This is a genomic window from Pseudomonas sp. PSKL.D1 (assembly GCF_028898945.1).
GTDB lineage: Bacteria > Pseudomonadota > Gammaproteobacteria > Pseudomonadales > Pseudomonadaceae > Aquipseudomonas.
The window spans coordinates 5,859,012-5,877,130 of sequence record NZ_CP118607.1; the positions used below are offsets into that span (position 1 = coordinate 5,859,012).

The 18,119-nt window shown below is 57.3% G+C and carries 19 protein-coding genes; all 19 read right to left on the reverse strand.

Features of this window, described 5'->3' with window-relative positions; genetic code table 11:
• Positions 1–134 precede the first annotated feature (134 nt).
• Positions 135–1,502, reverse strand: coding sequence for a bifunctional UDP-N-acetylglucosamine diphosphorylase/glucosamine-1-phosphate N-acetyltransferase GlmU (gene glmU, locus PVV54_RS26400; protein WP_274907997.1), 1,368 nt, complete (start codon positions 1,500–1,502; stop codon positions 135–137).
• A 121-nt stretch (positions 1,503–1,623) separates the two neighbouring features.
• On the reverse strand, positions 1,624–2,043 hold the full coding sequence (locus tag PVV54_RS26405; RefSeq protein ID WP_274907998.1) for a F0F1 ATP synthase subunit epsilon: 420 nt from the start codon (positions 2,041–2,043) through the stop codon (positions 1,624–1,626).
• 44 nt (positions 2,044–2,087) lie between these two features.
• Positions 2,088–3,464: a F0F1 ATP synthase subunit beta gene (gene atpD / locus PVV54_RS26410; protein WP_009684662.1), complete on the reverse strand. Its 1,377-nt coding sequence runs from the start codon at positions 3,462–3,464 to the stop codon at positions 2,088–2,090.
• Between the two features lie 27 nt (positions 3,465–3,491).
• Positions 3,492–4,352, reverse strand: coding sequence for a F0F1 ATP synthase subunit gamma (gene atpG / locus PVV54_RS26415; protein ID WP_013974905.1), 861 nt, complete (start codon positions 4,350–4,352; stop codon positions 3,492–3,494).
• Positions 4,353–4,400: 48 nt separating this feature from the next.
• Positions 4,401–5,945, reverse strand: coding sequence for a F0F1 ATP synthase subunit alpha (atpA, locus tag PVV54_RS26420; protein ID WP_054884841.1), 1,545 nt, complete (start codon positions 5,943–5,945; stop codon positions 4,401–4,403).
• A gap of 21 nt (positions 5,946–5,966) precedes the next feature.
• Complete coding sequence (locus PVV54_RS26425) at positions 5,967–6,503, reverse strand: F0F1 ATP synthase subunit delta (protein WP_003253191.1); 537 nt, start codon at positions 6,501–6,503, stop codon at positions 5,967–5,969.
• Positions 6,504–6,515: 12 nt separating this feature from the next.
• Positions 6,516–6,986: a F0F1 ATP synthase subunit B gene (locus PVV54_RS26430; RefSeq protein WP_254482375.1), complete on the reverse strand. Its 471-nt coding sequence runs from the start codon at positions 6,984–6,986 to the stop codon at positions 6,516–6,518.
• A gap of 58 nt (positions 6,987–7,044) precedes the next feature.
• Positions 7,045–7,302, reverse strand: coding sequence for a F0F1 ATP synthase subunit C (atpE, locus tag PVV54_RS26435; RefSeq protein ID WP_003097235.1), 258 nt, complete (start codon positions 7,300–7,302; stop codon positions 7,045–7,047).
• Between the two features lie 143 nt (positions 7,303–7,445).
• A complete protein-coding gene (gene atpB / locus PVV54_RS26440) occupies positions 7,446–8,315 on the reverse strand; it encodes a F0F1 ATP synthase subunit A (protein ID WP_274907999.1) in 870 nt (289 codons plus the stop codon).
• 16 nt (positions 8,316–8,331) lie between these two features.
• Entirely contained in the window at positions 8,332–8,739 is a 408-nt protein-coding gene (locus PVV54_RS26445; RefSeq protein WP_274908000.1) for a F0F1 ATP synthase subunit I, read from the reverse strand.
• Positions 8,740–8,888: 149 nt separating this feature from the next.
• Positions 8,889–9,761, reverse strand: a complete 873-nt coding sequence (locus PVV54_RS26450; RefSeq protein ID WP_274908001.1) for a ParB/RepB/Spo0J family partition protein — start codon at positions 9,759–9,761, stop codon at positions 8,889–8,891.
• A gap of 9 nt (positions 9,762–9,770) precedes the next feature.
• Entirely contained in the window at positions 9,771–10,562 is a 792-nt protein-coding gene (locus PVV54_RS26455; RefSeq protein WP_167063662.1) for a ParA family protein, read from the reverse strand.
• An 18-nt stretch (positions 10,563–10,580) separates the two neighbouring features.
• Entirely contained in the window at positions 10,581–11,231 is a 651-nt protein-coding gene (rsmG, locus tag PVV54_RS26460) for a 16S rRNA (guanine(527)-N(7))-methyltransferase RsmG (RefSeq protein WP_274908002.1), read from the reverse strand.
• The gene (mnmG, locus tag PVV54_RS26465; protein ID WP_274908003.1) at positions 11,228–13,120 is read right to left on the reverse strand and encodes a tRNA uridine-5-carboxymethylaminomethyl(34) synthesis enzyme MnmG; all 1,893 of its coding nucleotides are present in this window, start codon (positions 13,118–13,120) and stop codon (positions 11,228–11,230) included. The genes rsmG and mnmG overlap by 4 nt, the downstream gene beginning before the upstream one ends.
• A gap of 482 nt (positions 13,121–13,602) precedes the next feature.
• The gene (gene mnmE / locus PVV54_RS26470) at positions 13,603–14,973 is read right to left on the reverse strand and encodes a tRNA uridine-5-carboxymethylaminomethyl(34) synthesis GTPase MnmE (RefSeq protein ID WP_274908004.1); all 1,371 of its coding nucleotides are present in this window, start codon (positions 14,971–14,973) and stop codon (positions 13,603–13,605) included.
• Positions 14,974–15,059: 86 nt separating this feature from the next.
• A complete protein-coding gene (yidC, locus tag PVV54_RS26475) occupies positions 15,060–16,742 on the reverse strand; it encodes a membrane protein insertase YidC (RefSeq protein WP_274908005.1) in 1,683 nt (560 codons plus the stop codon).
• Positions 16,743–16,744: 2 nt separating this feature from the next.
• The gene (yidD, locus tag PVV54_RS26480) at positions 16,745–16,990 is read right to left on the reverse strand and encodes a membrane protein insertion efficiency factor YidD (protein ID WP_274908006.1); all 246 of its coding nucleotides are present in this window, start codon (positions 16,988–16,990) and stop codon (positions 16,745–16,747) included.
• On the reverse strand, positions 16,983–17,387 hold the full coding sequence (gene rnpA / locus PVV54_RS26485; protein WP_274910509.1) for a ribonuclease P protein component: 405 nt from the start codon (positions 17,385–17,387) through the stop codon (positions 16,983–16,985). Before rnpA ends, yidD begins: the two co-directional genes overlap by 8 nt.
• Before the next feature lie 13 nt (positions 17,388–17,400).
• A complete protein-coding gene (rpmH, locus tag PVV54_RS26490) occupies positions 17,401–17,535 on the reverse strand; it encodes a 50S ribosomal protein L34 (protein WP_003253163.1) in 135 nt (44 codons plus the stop codon).
• Positions 17,536–18,119 lie beyond the last annotated feature (584 nt).

Below are 18,119 nucleotides of genomic sequence, written 5' to 3' on the forward strand. Positions count from 1 at the left end.
CGCTTAAGTTTCGATTCGAAAGATAATGATTGCAATCAAAACCTAAGATCACCATTTCGTCAAATAATTCTTGGGCAAAAAAAAGCCGACTTATTCACAAAAGTCGGCTTTCCTTCAAAGTAGCTGTGTATAACTCAACTCTTCTTAATCTTTTCGGGCCGCTTCCAGCCATCGATATTGCGCTGGCGTGCCCGGGCAACAGCAAGCTGCCCAGCCTCTACAGTTTGAGTGATGGTGGAGCCAGCTGCTGTCGTCGCACCCGTCTTGATATCCACAGGCGCTACCAACGAATTGTTGGAGCCGATGAACACATCCTCGCCCATCACGGTCTTGAACTTGTTGGCGCCGTCGTAGTTGCAGGTGATGGTGCCAGCACCAATGTTGGTGCGTGCTCCAACCTCAGCGTCGCCCAGGTAGGTCAGGTGCCCCGCCTTGGCACCCTCTCCCAAATGGGCATTTTTGAGTTCCACAAAGTTACCCACATGGGCCTTGGCTTCGAGCACGCTGCCCGGGCGCAGTCGGGCAAACGGGCCGGCATCGCTACCCTCGCCCATCACCGCACCTTCCAGGTGGCTGTTGGCTTTGATAACCACGCCTTTGCGCAGCGTACTGTTCTTGATGACGCAGTTCGGCCCGATCTGCACGTCGTCCTCGATCACAACCTTGCCTTCGAGAATGACGTTGATGTCTATGAGCACATCACGGCCCACCGTCACTTCACCGCGAACATCAAACCGTGCGGGATCACGCAGCGTGACGCCTTGGGCCATCAGCCGGCGGCCTTCGCGCAGTTGGTAGTGGCGCTCGAGCTCGGACAGTTGACGACGGTCATTCGCACCCTGCACTTCCATTGGATCGTGCGGCTGCTCGGTGGCCACCACCAGGCCATCGGCCACGGCCATCGCGATGACGTCGGTAAGGTAGTACTCACCCTGGGCGTTGTTGTTCGACAGCCGAGCCATCCAGTCAGCCAGGCGTGCTGCCGGCATGGCGAGAATACCGGTGTTGCCTTCCTTGATCGCCTTCTGTGCTTCGTTAGCGTCTTTGTGCTCGACAATCTCGACAACCTGGCCAACCGTGTCGCGCACGATACGGCCATAACCGGTAGGGTCCTGCAGATTAACGGTGAGCAGCCCCAATTGCTGTTCACTGACTTTGGCCAGCAGCCGCTGCAAAGTTTCGACCTCGATCAGAGGCACATCGCCATACAGTACCAGCACGGTATCGGCAGTGATGGCTGGCAAAGCCTGTGCAACAGCATGGCCAGTACCCAACTGCTTGTCCTGCATGACGAAATTCAGGTCATCTGCTGCCAGACGTTCACGTACCAGCTCGGCACCATGGCCAATCACAACGTGAATACCCTTTGGCTCAAGCTGCCGCGCGCTGTGGATAACATGGCCGAGCATTGAATTGCCGGCTACCGGGTGCAGCACCTTGGGCAGCGCGGAGCGCATGCGCGTGCCTTGGCCTGCGGCGAGAATGACGATATCGAGGGACATTGACTGGCTACCGATCCTGGGCGGTCAGGGATGACCGAAAAGGGGAATTCTGAAAAAGAAAAAGGGTAGCCGAGGCTACCCTTTAACTCAATCGCATTGCAGGTGATCGGCCGCGGCCGGATCACTTGCCTCTGCGCAATTGCTGGACAGTACGCAGCTGAGCTGCAGCCTCGGCCAGACGTGCGGCAGCAGCGCCGTAGTCGAAGTCCGAGCCTTTAGTGTTCAGCGCGTTCTCGGCAGCCTTGAGGGCTTCCTGAGCCTGAGCTTCGTCCAGGTCGGCAGCACGTTGCACGGTGTCGGCGAGAACCTTGACCATGTTTGGCTGCACTTCGAGGAAGCCACCGGAGATGTAGTACACCTCTTGAGTGCCACCCTGCTTGGTCAGCGTGATCGGACCCGGCTTGAGATTGGTGATCAGCGGCGCGTGGCCTGGAGCGATACCGAGATCGCCCAGGTTGCCGTGCGCTACTACCATCTCGACCAGACCGGAGAAGATTTCTCCTTCCGCGCTGACGATATCGCAATGGACTGTCATAGCCATCTGCTTGCCTCAACCTGATTAGCGCCCCTTGCGGGGCGCCGGGATTACAGTTTCTTGGCTTTCTCGATCGCTTCGTCGATGCTGCCGACCATGTAGAACGCTTGTTCTGGCAGGTGGTCGTAGTCACCTTTGAGGATACCGCTGAAGCCAGCGATGGTGTCCTTCAGGGAAACGTACTTGCCTGGCGAGCCGGTGAAGACTTCGGCCACGAAGAACGGCTGCGACAGGAAGCGCTGGATCTTACGAGCGCGGGCTACCAGTTGCTTGTCGCTTTCGGACAGTTCGTCCATACCCAGGATCGCGATGATGTCTTTCAGCTCTTTGTAGCGCTGCAGAACATACTGAACGCCACGAGCGGTCTCGTAGTGCTCGTTGCCGATCACGTTCGGGTCCAGCTGGCGCGAAGTCGAGTCCAGTGGGTCGACCGCTGGGTAGATACCCAGGGAAGCGATGTCACGGGACAGAACGACGGTGGCGTCCAAGTGGGCGAAGGTGGTCGCTGGCGACGGGTCGGTCAGGTCGTCCGCAGGTACGTATACGGCCTGGACGGAGGTGATCGAACCTTCCTTGGTGGAGGTGATACGCTCTTGCAGAACGCCCATCTCTTCAGCCAGGGTCGGCTGGTAACCTACTGCCGAAGGCATACGGCCCAGCAGTGCGGATACTTCGGTACCGGCCAGGGTGTAACGATAGATGTTGTCGACGAACAGCAGAACGTCGTTACCTTCGTCACGGAACTTCTCAGCCATGGTCAGGCCGGTCAGCGCTACGCGCAGACGGTTTCCTGGTGGCTCGTTCATCTGACCGTAGACCAGCGCTACCTTGTCGAGAACGTTGGAGTCCTTCATCTCGTGGTAGAAGTCGTTACCCTCACGAGTACGCTCACCCACACCAGCGAACACAGAGTAACCGCTGTGTTCCATGGCGATGTTACGGATCAGTTCCATCATGTTAACGGTCTTGCCGACGCCGGCACCACCGAACAGACCAACCTTACCACCCTTGGCGAACGGGCAAACCAGGTCGATAACCTTGATGCCGGTTTCCAGCAGGTCGTTGCCGCCCGCCTGGTCAGCGAACGAAGGCGCTGGCTGGTGGATACCGCGACGCTCTTCTTCGCCGATCGGGCCGGCTTCGTCGATCGGGTTGCCCAGTACGTCCATGATACGGCCGAGGGTGGCCTTACCAACTGGAACGGAAATGGCAGCGCCGGTGTCGACGACATCCAGACCGCGCTTCAGGCCTTCGGTCGAGCCCATCGCAATGGTACGAACCACGCCGTCGCCCAGCTGCTGCTGAACTTCGAGGGTGGTTTCCGCGCCTTGTACTTTCAGCGCGTTGTAAACACTCGGCACGACGTCACGTGGGAATTCCACGTCGATGACGGCGCCGATGATTTGAACGATACGTCCGCTACTCATAGCTGGATCCTCTGAATTTTTGAACCGTTAAACCGCGGCAGCGCCGCCGACGATTTCCGAGATCTCCTGGGTGATCGCAGCCTGACGCGCCTTGTTGTAGATCAACTGAAGCTCTTTGATCAAATCACCGGCGTTGTCTGTGGCGTTCTTCATGGCGATCATCCGGGCCGCTTGTTCAGCAGCGTTGTTCTCGACCACCGCCTGGTAAACCTGCGACTCCACGTAACGCACCATCAAGCCGTCCAGCAGCTCTTTTGCGTCGGGTTCGTACAGGTAATCCCAGTGATGCTTGAGATCCTGATCCGGGGTTGCCACCAACGGTACCAATTGCTCGACCGTCGGCTTCTGGGTCATGGTGTTGATGAACTTGTTCGAAACCACCGAAAGGCGATCGATACGGCCGTCCAGGTAGGCGTCCAGCATCACTTTGACGGAGCCGATCAGATCGTTGATCGATGGCTCTTCGCCCAGGTGGCTGATCGCGGCTACGACGTTACCGCCAAAGATGCGGAAGAAAGTCGCACCCTTGCTGCCGATCACGCACAGGTCGATTTCCACGCCCTGTTCGCGGTTTTCGTTCATGTCCTTGACCAGGGCCTTGAACAGGTTGGTATTCAAGCCACCGCACAAGCCACGATCACTGCTCACCACGATATAACCGGCGCGCTTTACAGGGCGCTCGATCATGAACGGGTGGCGGTATTCCGGGTTGGCGTTGGCCAGATGACCGATCACCTGGCGGATACGCTCCGCGTAAGGACGGCTAGCAGCCATGCGCATTTGTGCCTTGCGCATCTTGCTGACCGCCACTTTCTCCATGGCGCTGGTAATTTTTTGCGTGCTTTTGATGCTCGCAATCTTACTGCGAATCTCTTTTGCGCCTGCCATGTATCACCTATCAGGTTAGCAAGCGGGGGCCGGAGCCCCCGCTGCGGCTTACCAGGTCTGGGTGGCCTTGAACTTCTCGATACCAGCTTTCATGCCAGCGTCGATTTCGTCGTTGAAGTCACCCTTCACGTTGATCTTCGCCATCAGTTCGGCGTGATCACGGTTGAAGTAGGCGATCAGTGCTTGCTCGAAGCTGCCGACCTTGGAGACTTCTACGTCGGTCAGGAAGCCACGCTCAGCGGCGTACAGCGACAGAGCCATGTCCGCGATGGACATCGGCGCGTACTGCTTCTGCTTCATCAGCTCGGTAACGCGCTGACCATGCTCCAGCTGCTTGCGGGTCGCTTCGTCCAGATCGGAAGCGAACTGGGCGAATGCAGCCAGTTCACGGTACTGAGCCAGAGCGGTACGGATACCACCGGACAGCTTCTTGATGATCTTGGTCTGAGCAGCGCCACCAACACGGGATACCGAAACACCGGCGTTAACTGCAGGGCGGATGCCCGAGTTGAACATGGCCGATTCCAGGAAGATCTGACCGTCGGTGATGGAAATCACGTTGGTCGGAACGAACGCGGAAACGTCGCCAGCCTGGGTTTCGATGATCGGCAGAGCGGTCAGGGAACCGGTTTTGCCAGTTACAGCACCGTTGGTGAACTTCTCGACATACTCTTCGGAAACGCGCGATGCACGCTCCAGCAGACGGGAGTGGAGATAGAACACGTCGCCTGGGTACGCTTCACGTCCTGGCGGACGGCGCAGCAGCAGGGAGATCTGACGGTAAGCAACGGCCTGCTTGGACAGGTCATCGTAAACGATCAGCGCGTCTTCACCGCGGTCACGGAAGAACTCGCCCATGGTGCAGCCGGCGTAAGGTGCCAGGAACTGCAGTGCGGCGGATTCCGAAGCACTGGCAACGACCACGATGGTGTTGGCCAGGGCGCCGGTTTCTTCCAGCTTGCGAACGATGTTGGCAACGGTGGAGCGCTTTTGGCCGACAGCAACATAAACACAGAAAATACCGGAGTCTTTCTGGTTGATGATGGCGTCGATGGCCATGGCGGTCTTGCCGATCTGACGGTCACCGATGATCAGCTCGCGCTGGCCACGGCCAACAGGGATCATGGCGTCGACGGACTTGTAGCCAGTCTGTACAGGCTGGTCTACCGACTTACGCCAGATCACGCCTGGGGCCACTTTCTCGACCGCGTCGGTCTGGGTGTTGCCCAGAGGACCTTTGCCGTCGATCGGGTTGCCCAGTGCGTCGACGACGCGGCCCAGAAGTTCCTTACCAACCGGAACTTCCAGGATGCGGCCGGTGCACTTGGCGCTCATGCCTTCGGCGAGGGTGTCATAGGCACCCAGGATCACCGCACCAACGGAGTCTTGCTCCAGGTTCAGTGCCATACCGAAGACGCTGCCAGGGAACTCGATCATTTCGCCGTACATTACGTCGGCCAGACCGTGGATCCGCACGATACCGTCGGAAACCGAAACGACGGTACCTTCGTTACGGGCTTGGGAGCTCACATCGAGGTTGTCGATGCGGCCCTTGATGATTTCACTAATTTCGGAAGGATTGAGTTGCTGCATTGCTCTGCTGCCCCTTCAAACTCAAGATTTCAATGCTTCGGCCAGTTTCGCGATTTTGCCGCGAACAGAGCCATCGATTACCAGGTCACCAGCGCGGATGACGACGCCGCCAATCAGGCTGGCATCCTCCGACGCGTGCAGGCGCACTTCCTGGCCTAACCGTGCACTGAGAACCTTGGCGAGTTTGTCTTGCTGTTCTTGGTTCAACGCGAAGGCACTGGTGACTTCCACGTCCACGGATTTCTCTTGCTCGGCCTTGTACAGGTCAAACAGAGCGGCAATCTCCGGCAGAAGCAGGAGACGGTCGTTTTCCGCGGCAACATGAATGAAATTCTGTGCCTGCGCATTGAACTTGTCACCGCACACGTCAATAAACGTGGCGGCCTTTTCTGCGCTCGTCAGTCGCGGGGCCTTGAGCAGGCGCTGCATGGTGTCGTCTTGCGACACCGCAGCAGCCAGGCCGAGCATGGCTGACCAATTGGCCAGTTGCTGATGGGCCTGGGCATGCTCAAAGGCAGCCTTAGCGTAAGGTCGGGCCAACGTGGTCAGTTCTGCCATGATCGCCCTCGCTTAAATTTCAGCGGCCAGTTTGTTAACCAGCTCCGCATGCGCGTTTTGATCGATTGTGGCGCCAAGGATCTTTTCAGCACCACCAACGGCCAGTGCACCCACTTGGGCACGCAGGGCGTCTTTGGCGCTGTTCAGTTCCTGTTCGATCTCGGCCAGAGCCTGAGCCTTCACACGGTCAGCTTCGACGCGAGCCTGTTCACGGGCTTCCTCGACAAGCTGAGCAGCGCGTTTCTTGCTTTGCTCAATGATTTCGGCTGCCTGTGCTTTAGCTTCACGCAGTTGCTGACCCACTTTCTCTTGGGCCAGCTCCAGGTCGCGAGCTGCGCGGTTGGCAGCGTCCAAGCCGTCAGCAATCTTCTTTTGGCGCTCTTGCAGGGCAGTGATGACCGGAGGCCATACGTACTTCATGCAGAAGAGTACAAAAATCAGAAAAGCAACGGATTGGCCAATCAGGGTTGCATTAATGTTCACGCCAACACCTCGCTCGGTCTTTGTCCATCACACCAATCAACTCGTAAAAAACGAGTGATTAGCCGGCGATCTGACCAACGAAGGGGTTCGCGAAGGTGAAGAACAGAGCGATACCAACACCGATCATGGTTACGGCGTCGAGCAGACCGGCAACGATGAACATTTTGACCTGCAGCATCGGAACCATCTCAGGCTGACGAGCAGCGCCTTCCAGGAACTTGCCGCCCAGCAGGCCGAAACCAATGGCGGTACCCAGAGCACCCAGGCCGATCAGCAGAGCAACAGCGATAGCGGTCAGACCAACTACAGTTTCCATCTTTCCTCCCGACTTTTACGTCGTATTGGTTAGGTTTTTAGTTTGAAGCGGTAAAACAAATCGTTTGGTACAGCTTGCCCTTGCGGACTTTTTAAGCCCTCCCCCAAACGAGCGGGGAAGGCTATCAGACACGCCAGGCGGTCTTAATGGTTATCTTCGTGAGCCATCGACAGGTAAACGATGGTAAGCATCATGAAGATGAAAGCTTGCAGGGTGATGATCAGGATGTGGAACACAGCCCACGCCCATTGCAGTACGACGCCCAGGCCGCTGAGCCACAGGATGCCGGTGCCGAACATTACCGCGATCAGGATGAACACCAGCTCGCCGGCATACATGTTGCCGAACAGACGCAGTGCCAGCGAGATCGGTTTGGCGATCAGAGTGACGAATTCCAGCAGGAAGTTCACTGGGATCAGCAGGATCTGAACGAAGATGTTCTTGCTGCCGAACGGGTGCAGGGTGAGCTCGCCGATGAAGCCGCCCAGGCCCTTGACCTTGATGCTGTAGAAGATGATCAGCGCGAACACACTCAGGGCCATGCCCAGGGTGGCGTTTGGGTCGGTGGTGGATACCGCGCGGAACGGAATGTGCGGATCACCGGAGATCAGGATGGCCAGCTGAGGAATCCAGTCGACCGGTACCAGGTCGATGGCGTTCATCAGGAACACCCAGACGAAAATGGTCAACGCCAGTGGCGCGATCACCGGGCTGCGGCCGTGGAAGGAGTCCTTCACGCTGCCGTGAACGAAGTCCACCAGCACTTCAACGAAGTTCTGCAGGGCACCTGGCTGGCCGGAAGTGGCCTTTTTAGCCGCCATGCGGAAGATGAACAGGAAGATCAGACCCAGCGCAACGGACCAACCCAGGGTGTCCAGGTGGAACGCCCAGAAGCCCATTGCCTTGGCTTCTGCAGCCGAATGGGCCAAGCCCCAGCTGCCGTCTGGTAGTTGACCGTAGGTCAGGTTCTGCAAGTGGTGCTGGATATAGCCCGAAGCGGTTTCTGCTGCCATGGTTGCCTCAAACGCCCTAAGGTCTCGAAAGTCTTTTATTCATCAGCAGGGGTGCGAACCAGCTGACCAAAAGGGTCAGCGTGAAGACACCGAAAACTGCTAACGGCGCCAATGGCTTCACTCCTGCGAAGGTCAGTGCAAAAAGCACTGCCGTCAAAATCATCTTGCCTGCCTCGCCTGCGTAGAACGACTTGACGATGGCCTGCGCCGCCCGGGCTCCGCTATAGCGAAAAGCCTTCCAGGCGAAATACAAATTAGGTAGCCAGGCAATCAAACCTCCGCAAAGGCCTGAATATCCACTGACCACCCCTTTCCACTGCCACAACACCAGCGTTGCCAGCAGCAGTACGACACATTGAGCCAGCAGTACCGGAAAAACCGCCCAGCGATGGAAAGGCAGGCGGTTTGGCGTGCGTATTTCCATCACAACTGCTCCTCGGAAGTCGACCAACAAGTCAATATCGACTTGGCATAATTTGTGCCGACAAAATGCGCGCAGAGTATAGGGGTGGATTAACCCCTATTCAACTCTTCGGTAGTGATTTCCGACTGCGCGCTACAACAGGAATTGTTTCAGCGGATGTGAGCAAGGACGCCTTGCAACTCGTCAAGCGAGTTATAGCGAATAACCAACTGGCCTTTACCCTTGTTGCCATGGCGGATCTGCACAGGAGAGCCCAAACGCTCTGCAAGCCGCTGTTCAAGGCGCTCGATATCCGGATCAGGTTTGCTCGGCTCGACCGGATCTGGTTTACCGTTAAGCCACTGCCTGACCAGTGCCTCAGTTTGGCGCACGGTGAGGCCGCGTGCGACAACATGACGCGCCCCCTCTTCCTGCCGATCTTCCTCAAGCCCGAGCAATGCACGTGCGTGGCCCATTTCCAGGTCGCCATGGGCGAGCATGGTCTTGATGGCCTCAGGGAGAGAGATCAGGCGCAACAGGTTGGCAACAGTCACCCGTGACTTACCGACGGCATCAGCCACTTGCTGCTGGGTCAGTTCGAACTCCTGCTGCAGGCGTTGCAATGCCAGGGCCTCTTCAAGCGGGTTGAGGTCCTCGCGCTGAATGTTCTCGATCAGCGCCATGGCGATGGCTGCTTCGTCCGGCACCTCGCGGACCATCGCCGGGATGGAATCCAGGCCGGCCTGCTGGGTGGCGCGCCAGCGACGCTCACCGGCAATGATTTCGTAGCGGTTGCCATCGATCGGGCGAACCACGATCGGCTGCATCACGCCGTGATTGCGAATCGAGTGCGCCAGTTCTTCCAGCGCCTCCGGATCCATGTCGCGGCGCGGCTGGTACTTGCCGCGCTGGATCAGCTCGACTGGCAGGTGTTGCAGTTCTTTCTGGTCGATCTTGACAGCCTGCTCTTCGAGCGCACTGACGGAAGGACCACTGAGCAGTGCATCCAACCCACGTCCGAGACCCCGTTTCTTAACGGCCATGCGGATTCCTTAAGTTGTTTGTGCAGTGCGTGATTGACGACGTTGACGGCGAACCAGTTCCCCGGCCAGGGCAAGGTAAGCAAGTGCGCCACGCGATTGTTTGTCATACGCCAAAGCCGGCATGCCGAAACTCGGCGCTTCTGCCAGGCGAATGTTGCGCGGAATGACCGTATCGTACAACTGTTCGCCAAAGTGTTCCTTGAGCTGCGCGGATACATCGTTGTTCAGGCTCAGACGCGGGTCGTACATGGTCCGCAGCAGGCCTTCGATTTTCAGCTCCGGGTTCAGTCGGGCAGCGATGCGCTTGATGTTATCCACAAGGTCGCTGAGGCCTTCCAGCGCGTAGTACTCACACTGCATCGGAATGATCACGCCATCGGAAGCGACCAGTGCGTTCAGCGTGAGCATCGACAGCGAAGGTGGGCAGTCGATCAGGATGTAGTCGTAATTCTCACGGATTGGCGCCAGTGCATTGCGCAAGCGGCTTTCCTTGACCTGCATTTCCAGCAGCACAACTTCCGCGGCGGTGAGGTCGCGGTTGGCCGGCAGCAGTTGAAAACCGCCATGCTCGGAGTAGTGCATGGCCTGGGCAAGGTCGCATTCCCCGATCAGCAGGTCATAGACCGAGTGTTCGAGTTCGTGTTTGTCCACACCGCTGCCCATGGTGGCGTTGCCCTGCGGATCGAGGTCGATCAGCAGTACACGACGCTTGGTCGCAGCCAGCGATGCTGCAAGATTGATACAGGTGGTGGTCTTACCCACACCACCTTTCTGGTTCGCGATCGCGAATACCTTAGCCATTGTTGCGTGTGTTCCCAGTCATGCCTTGCGGCGCAGTATCAGCAGATGGCGCTGGCCCTGGCAACCCGGAACGGTCAGGGCCTGCTCGCTTTCCACTGTGAAGTCTGCGGGCAATGCTACCAGTTCATCGGCAGGATGCAGCCCCTTCATTGCAAGCCATTGCGTCCCGGTGTCGCCCAGATGGCGGGTCCAGTTGGTGAAGTTCTCCATGCTGCTGAAGGCGCGAGAGACGATTCCGCTAAATGGTTGCGACGGCTGAAACGCTTCGACCCTGCTGTGGATAACCGTGAGGTTGTCCAGCTTGAGCTCCATTTTCACTTGGGTCAGGAAGCGAGTCTTCTTGCCGTTGGCGTCCAGTACCGTCACCTGTTTGTGCGGATGCAGGATAGCCAACGGAATGCCAGGCATGCCACCGCCGCTACCAACATCCAGCCAGTTCTGACGATCACTGTGGATAAACGGCATCACGCTGAGGCTGTCGAGCAAATGGCGCGAGACCATTTCGTCAGGATCGCGCACAGCGGTCAGGTTGTAGGCTTTGTTCCACTTGATCAACAGGGCCAGGTAACCCAGCAGCTTCTCGTGCTGCTCGGCGCTCAGCTCGACATCGAGCTGGCGCGCACCTGTGGACAACTCTTCTGCATGTTGTGGGGTGACCAGAGAACTCAAGCGCTTTGCTCCAATTCGCGGCCAGCGCCGCGCTTTTTCAGATGAATCAGCAACAGGGAAATCGCCGCCGGAGTAACACCAGGGATTCGAGACGCCTGGCCCAAGGTCTCTGGACGCGTCTGGCCGAGCTTGCCCTGAATTTCCTTGGAAAGCCCGGAAATCGTGGTGTAGTCGATATCCACAGGCAAGCGCGTATCTTCGCTGGCACGCAGGCGGGCGATTTCGTCTTGTTGGCGGTCGATGTAACCGGCGTATTTGGTCTTGATCTCGACCTGCTCGGCAACTTGGGGATCAATTACGTCACCGCCGGTGGCTTCAATCAGCCCGGCGTAGTCGATTTCGGGACGCGCCAACAGGTTGAGCAAGCTGTACTCATGGCTCAGAGGGGTGCCGAACTTATCCACAATGGCTTGGCCTTGCGGGGTATTCGGCCGCACCCAAGTCGATTTCAGCCGCTGCTCCTCGCGCTCGATGCCATCGCGCTTGGCGCAGAAAGCAGCCCAGCGTTCATCGTCGATCAGGCCGAGCTCGCGGCCCTTCTCGGTCAGACGCAGGTCCGCGTTGTCTTCGCGCAGGATCAAGCGGTATTCGGCCCGGGAGGTGAACATGCGGTACGGCTCTTGGGTGCCCAGAGTAATCAGGTCATCGACGAGCACACCGATGTACGCCTCATCACGGCGTGGGCACCAGCTTTCTCGGCCTTGAGCACGCAATGCCGCGTTGGTACCGGCAAGCAAACCTTGAGCCCCGGCCTCTTCGTAACCGGTGGTGCCATTGATCTGGCCAGCAAAGAACAGGCCACCGATGACCTTGGTTTCAAGGCTGTACTTCAGATCACGCGGGTCAAAGTAGTCGTACTCGATCGCATAGCCCGGGCGGACGATGTGGGCGTTCTCCATGCCACGAATCGAACGCACCAGTTCCAGTTGCACGTCGAAAGGCAGAGATGTGGAGATACCGTTGGGGTAAAGCTCATGGGTGGTCAGGCCTTCCGGCTCAATGAACACCTGGTGGCTTTCCTTATCGGCAAAACGATGAATCTTGTCCTCGATCGACGGGCAATAACGTGGCCCGACGCCTTCGATGACCCCGGAGTACATCGGCGAACGGTCAAGGTTCGAGGCAATGATCTCGTGAGTGCGCGCATTGGTATGCGTGATCCAGCAACTCACCTGACGTGGGTGCATTTCAGCGTTGCCCATGAACGACATCACCGGGATCGGGGTATCTCCCGGTTGCTCGGTCATTACCGAGAAGTCCACAGATCGACCATCAATGCGAGGCGGAGTACCTGTTTTCAGGCGGCCGACACGCAGTGGCAATTCACGCATGCGATGGGCCAGGGCAATCGAGGGCGGATCGCCGGCGCGGCCACCGGAATGGTTCTGCAAACCGATATGGATCAGGCCACCCAGGAAGGTACCTGTGGTCAATACCACCGATTCGGCAAAGAAACGCAGGCCCATCTGGGTAACTACGCCTTTGACCTGGTCCTGCTCGACGATCAGGTCATCACAAGACTGCTGGAATATCCACAGGTTGGGCTGGTTTTCCAGGATCTCACGTACCACCGCCTTGTAGATGGCGCGGTCAGCCTGTGCACGGGTTGCGCGCACAGCTGGGCCCTTGCGGTTATTGAGGATGCGGAACTGGATGCCGCTCTTGTCGGTAGCCAACGCCATCGCGCCGCCGAGCGCATCGATCTCTTTGACCAGGTGACTTTTGCCAATACCACCGATGGCCGGGTTGCAGCTCATATGACCGAGGGTTTCCACGTTGTGGGTCAGCAACAGGGTTTTCACACCCATGCGTGCAGACGCAAGCGCAGCCTCGGTACCGGCATGGCCGCCGCCGATGACGATCACTTCAAAACGGGAAGGGAAATCCACCACGCACCTCGTGCCTGTTTTGCAAATAGAGAAGGTAAGCGGACAAGTATAGGGACTTCACCCCCTCTAAAGAAACCGTCTGAGCAAATTTTGATCAGTCTGTGGATGAATGGCAGACAACAGAAATCAAAGAGAAAAACTTTATAAAAGCTTTGTTTTTATGTTTATTCTTATGCACATGTGTATCTGTGGATAAACCCATGAAGCCCTTTAACAGCAAGATCTACAGCGAAATTGAAAGCTGTGGTTTAGTAGCAATGAGGGCTATGGATAAGGTCATTTAGGCTGTGGATAAAAGGTGTTATTACCCACAAGCGTTTTCATCCTCAGAAAAAATGACCGGTTATCAACGGAGCTGAAGGCGGGTTTTCCACAGGGCTCCCGAACCCAGTTTTCGGCTGAGATTGCCCGACGAACGGCAAAATCCGGGCAAAAAAAAGCCGCTCCCTAGGAGCGGCCTTGGTTTACGCGCGGGCTGTGAACTACTTGCCAATGCAGAAGCTTGAGAAAATCCGCCCCAGCAGATCGTCCGAGCTGAATGCACCAGTAATTTCGCCCAAGGCGTGTTGGGCTTGGCGCAGGTCCTCCGCCAGCAATTCACCAGCCCCCGCCAATGTCAGCTGGGCACGTCCGTGTTCCAGATGAGAACTTGCCTGACGCAGCGCATCCAGGTGTCGCCTGCGGGCACTGAAGCCGCTTTCTGCGGTTTGTTCATAACCCATGCAGGCCTTGAGGTGGTCCCGCAGCAGCTGCAGCCCCTGATCATCGCCCTTGGCGCTCAGGGTGATAGTGACGTGCCCGTCCGCGCACTGTTCCAGGCCGATGCACTCACCACTCAAGTCCGCTTTGTTTCGGATCAGAGTGACTTTGGTGGGATTGGGTCGCAGATCGAGAAACTCCGGCCACAGTGCAAATGGATCACTGGCCTCAGGCGCAGTGGAATCCACCACCAGCAATACCCGGTCAGCCTCGCCGATGGCCTTCAAGGCACGCTCGACACCAATCTTTTCCACATGGTCATCGGTGTCGCGCAGGCCGGCCGTATCTACTACATGCAACGGCATGCCATCAATGTGGATATGTTCACGCAGAATATCCCGAGTAGTACCTGCGATATCCGTCACGATCGCCGCCTCTCGCCCAGCCAGCTTATTCAACAGGCTGGACTTCCCTGCGTTCGGCCTGCCGGCGATCACTACCGTCATGCCATCACGAAGCAGTGCACCTTGGCCAGCTTCGCGCTGTACTGTGGACAACTCCTCACGAACGGCGTCCAGCATCGACAGCACGTGACCGTCGGCAAGGAAATCGATCTCTTCCTCGGGGAAGTCGATTGCGGCTTCAACGTAGATCCGTAAGGCGATCAGCGCCTCGGTCAGGCTGTGCACACGCTTTGAAAACTCACCCTGCAGCGAGCGCAATGCATTGCGTGCCGCTTGGCTTGAACTGGCTTCAATAAGATCCGCAATCGCCTCAGCCTGAGCCAAATCGAGCTTGTCATTCAGGAAGGCACGCTCACTGAATTCACCTGGGCGAGCAAGCCTGCAGCCGGCTTGTACACAGCGTTGCAGCAGCATGTCGAGGACAACTGGGCCACCGTGCCCTTGAAGCTCGAGCACGTCTTCCCCTGTGAACGAGTTAGGCCCGGGGAAGAACAGAGCGATGCCTTCGTCCAGCACCAAGCCATCCTCATCACGGAATGGCCCGTAATGGGCATGCCGTGGCGTCAGCGTACGGCCGGTAATGAGTTGGCCCGCCTGGGCTGCCAATGGCCCTGACAGCCTGACGATCCCGACGCCTCCGCGGCCCTGGGCGGTGGCAATGGCGGCAATGGTTTCACGCACAGTGTTCATGCTCGAAAGCCCCTACGACAAAAACGACAGATAGCAAAAACGCCCCCGAGGGGGCGTTCTTATTCACAGGCTAGCGCAGTAGCCCGTCAAGCAGCTGCTTTTTTGCTGGCTGCTTCAATGCTGCGAGTGATGTACCACTGCTGTGTAATCGACAAGCAGTTGTTCACAACCCAGTACAGCACCAGACCGGCCGGGAACCACAGGAAGAAGAAGGTGAAGATGATCGGCATCATTTTCATCACCTTGGCCTGCATCGGATCCGGCGGAGTCGGGTTCAGACGCTGCTGGATGAACATGGTTGCACCCATGATGATCGGCAGGATGAAGAACGGATCCTTGATCGACAGGTCGGTAATCCACAGCATCCACGGAGCCTGGCGCATTTCTACGCTTTCCAGCAGTACCCAGTACAAAGCCAGGAACACCGGCATCTGAACCAGGATCGGCAAGCAGCCGCCCAGTGGGTTGATCTTTTCTTTCTTGTACAGCTCCATCATCGCCTGAGACATCTTCTGGCGATCATCCCCGAAGCGCTCCTTCAGGGCGGCAAGCTTCGGCGATACGGCACGCATGCGCGCCATCGAGCGGTAGCTGGCAGCCGACAGCGGGAAGAACAGGCCTTTGATGAGCATGGTCAGGACGATGATCGACCAACCCCAGTTACCCAGCAGGCTGTGGATATGTTGCAGCAGCCAGAAAATTGGCTGGGCAATGAACCACAGGAAGCCGTAGTCGACGGTCAGTTCCAGGCCTGGCGACAGTTCTTTGAGCTTGGACTGGATCTTCGGGCCGGCATACAGCATGGCGCTGGTTTCGACCTTGCCACCAGCAGGTACGCTGATGGCCGGGCCGGTATAGCCGATGATGTAATTGCCCTGGCTGTCCTTGCGCGTCTGAACAACGTTGTTGTCCGACTTGGCCGGAATCCAGGCAGTCACGAAGTAGTGCTGCAGCCAGGCAACCCAGCCACCAGACACATTTTCTTTCATGCTGCCTTTGTCGATGTCCTTCATCGACACTTTCTTGTACGGCTCGGCGGCTGTCCACAGGGCGGCGCCCAGGTAGGTGGCAGTGCCGGTGGCGGTACTCGACGATGGGTCGGAGCTGGCGTCACGCTTGAGCTGAGCAAACATGTTGCCGTTCCAGGCCTGCGCGCTCTGGTTGTCGATGAGGTAGCTGACATTCAGGTCATACTCACCGCGCTTGAGGCTGAAGCGCTTGATGTAGTTGACACCGTTGTCGCTGAACTTCAGGTCGACGACCAGTTGTTCCTGGCCATCGGCCAGTTGATAGCTTTTCTGCTCGGTTGCGTACAGAGGGCGACCTGCCGCGCGGGCGTCCGGGCCGTTTACGCCAGTCAGGCCGCTTTGCGCGAGGTAAACACGCTCGCCGCCATTATCGAACAGCTGGAACGGGATATCCGGATGGTCCTGACGACGCGGGTATTTCGGCAGGGTCAGCTGGACGATGTCACCACCGACCGGATCGATAGCCAGTTCCAGGACGTCAGTCTTGACCCGGATCAGGTCCTTGCTGACCGCAACCGGAGCCAGTTCGGCGGGGCTGGAATCGGCGTTGGCGCTTGGCACATCGGCGCTGGCGCCGGCATTGCCGGCCGGAACACCATCCGGCAGGGCCGGGGCAACAGTGCTGGCAGCAGTATTCTGAGTCGGCAGGGCAGCCTGGCCGTAGTCCTGGTTCCATTTGAGGACCATGACATAGGACACGATTGCCAGGGCGACGATCAGGATCGTGCGTTTAATATCCATGATTACTCGGCTATCGAAGAAGTTCGGGGGGTAGGCGCGGGAGGAACGGGGTCGAAACCACCGTCGTTCCAAGGATGACAACGCCCAAGGCGACGAACGGTTAGCCACCCACCACGCAAGACGCCATGCGTTTCGATGGCTTCCAATGCGTAACAGGAGCAACTGGGGTAGAAACGACAGTGGCTGGCCATCAGTGGACTGATGGCGTAACGGTAAAACTGGATCGGAACGAGGGCCAGTTTACGCATCTCGGCTGTCTACCCCTGCGGAATCGGCGATTGCAACTGGGCTGGGTCGGCTACGAGCCAGGCGTTTCCAGAGCTTGCCAAAGTGTTGGTGCAATTCCGGGTTTTCTATCTCACCCAATCCCTTGCGCGCGACGATCACGATGTCCAGCCCAGCGAGCATCTGCTGGTTCAGACGGAAGGAATCGCGCATCAAGCGCTTGAGGCGGTTGCGTTGAACGGCCAGCTTGACGCTTTTCTTGCCGATCACCAGGCCGAGGCGTGGGTGATCGAGGCCATTCTCGCGAGCAAGGATCAGCAGGTTTTTCCCTGGAACCTTGCCGGTTGGGGAGTCGAAGACCGCTTTGAAGTGCCGGGGTGTAAGCAGTCGCTTTTCCCGACTGAAGTCCTGACTCACCACCTGTGCCGAAAAATCAAATGGCCAGACGCTTACGGCCTTTGGCACGACGACGCGACAGAACAGCGCGGCCGTTCTTGGTGGCCATACGGGCACGGAAGCCGTGGGTGCGAGCGCGCTTGATGGTGCTTGGTTGGAAAGTACGTTTCATGGCGTGTTACCTGGGTTTGTCGACAACGGGCCGGAATGGCCCCCTTTTTAAGAGATCGGCGATTCTAGAGAAAGCAAGCCAATAGGTCAATTTCCAACCAGTCATTCCTTATAGATGGTGACCTTGATACGTCCCCCTTCAGAGCCCCAAGGCTCATGAGCAAACGACGAACAAGATCTAAAAAAAGAAGAGACATATAAAAAGCTTTTTTGAAGAACTTATAAATCTTTAGTGGATAAATATCTGTGGATAACAGTGCGCACACCTTTATTCACGGGCTGTACAGAGATTTATAACCTTGTCTGTAACAGGTGCGACGCTTGTGCCTTTTGTGAGTAAAATCTGTGGATTAAATCGATGTTTACCCACAGGCTGGTTATCCACAAGGAAAATATCAGGGTTGTGCATAGCCCTCATGGGGTGTTATCCACAGGGCTTATTCACAGCATGCGGAAGGCGTTTTGGTCGCTAAATGGCTGTTTTGTCACGATCTATAACGTTTCCACATGTGGATAAGTGGTCGCTTGACCGGTACAATGGCGGTTTGTTTTTGCCTCATCCGGCTTTCAACTCAGGGGATATCC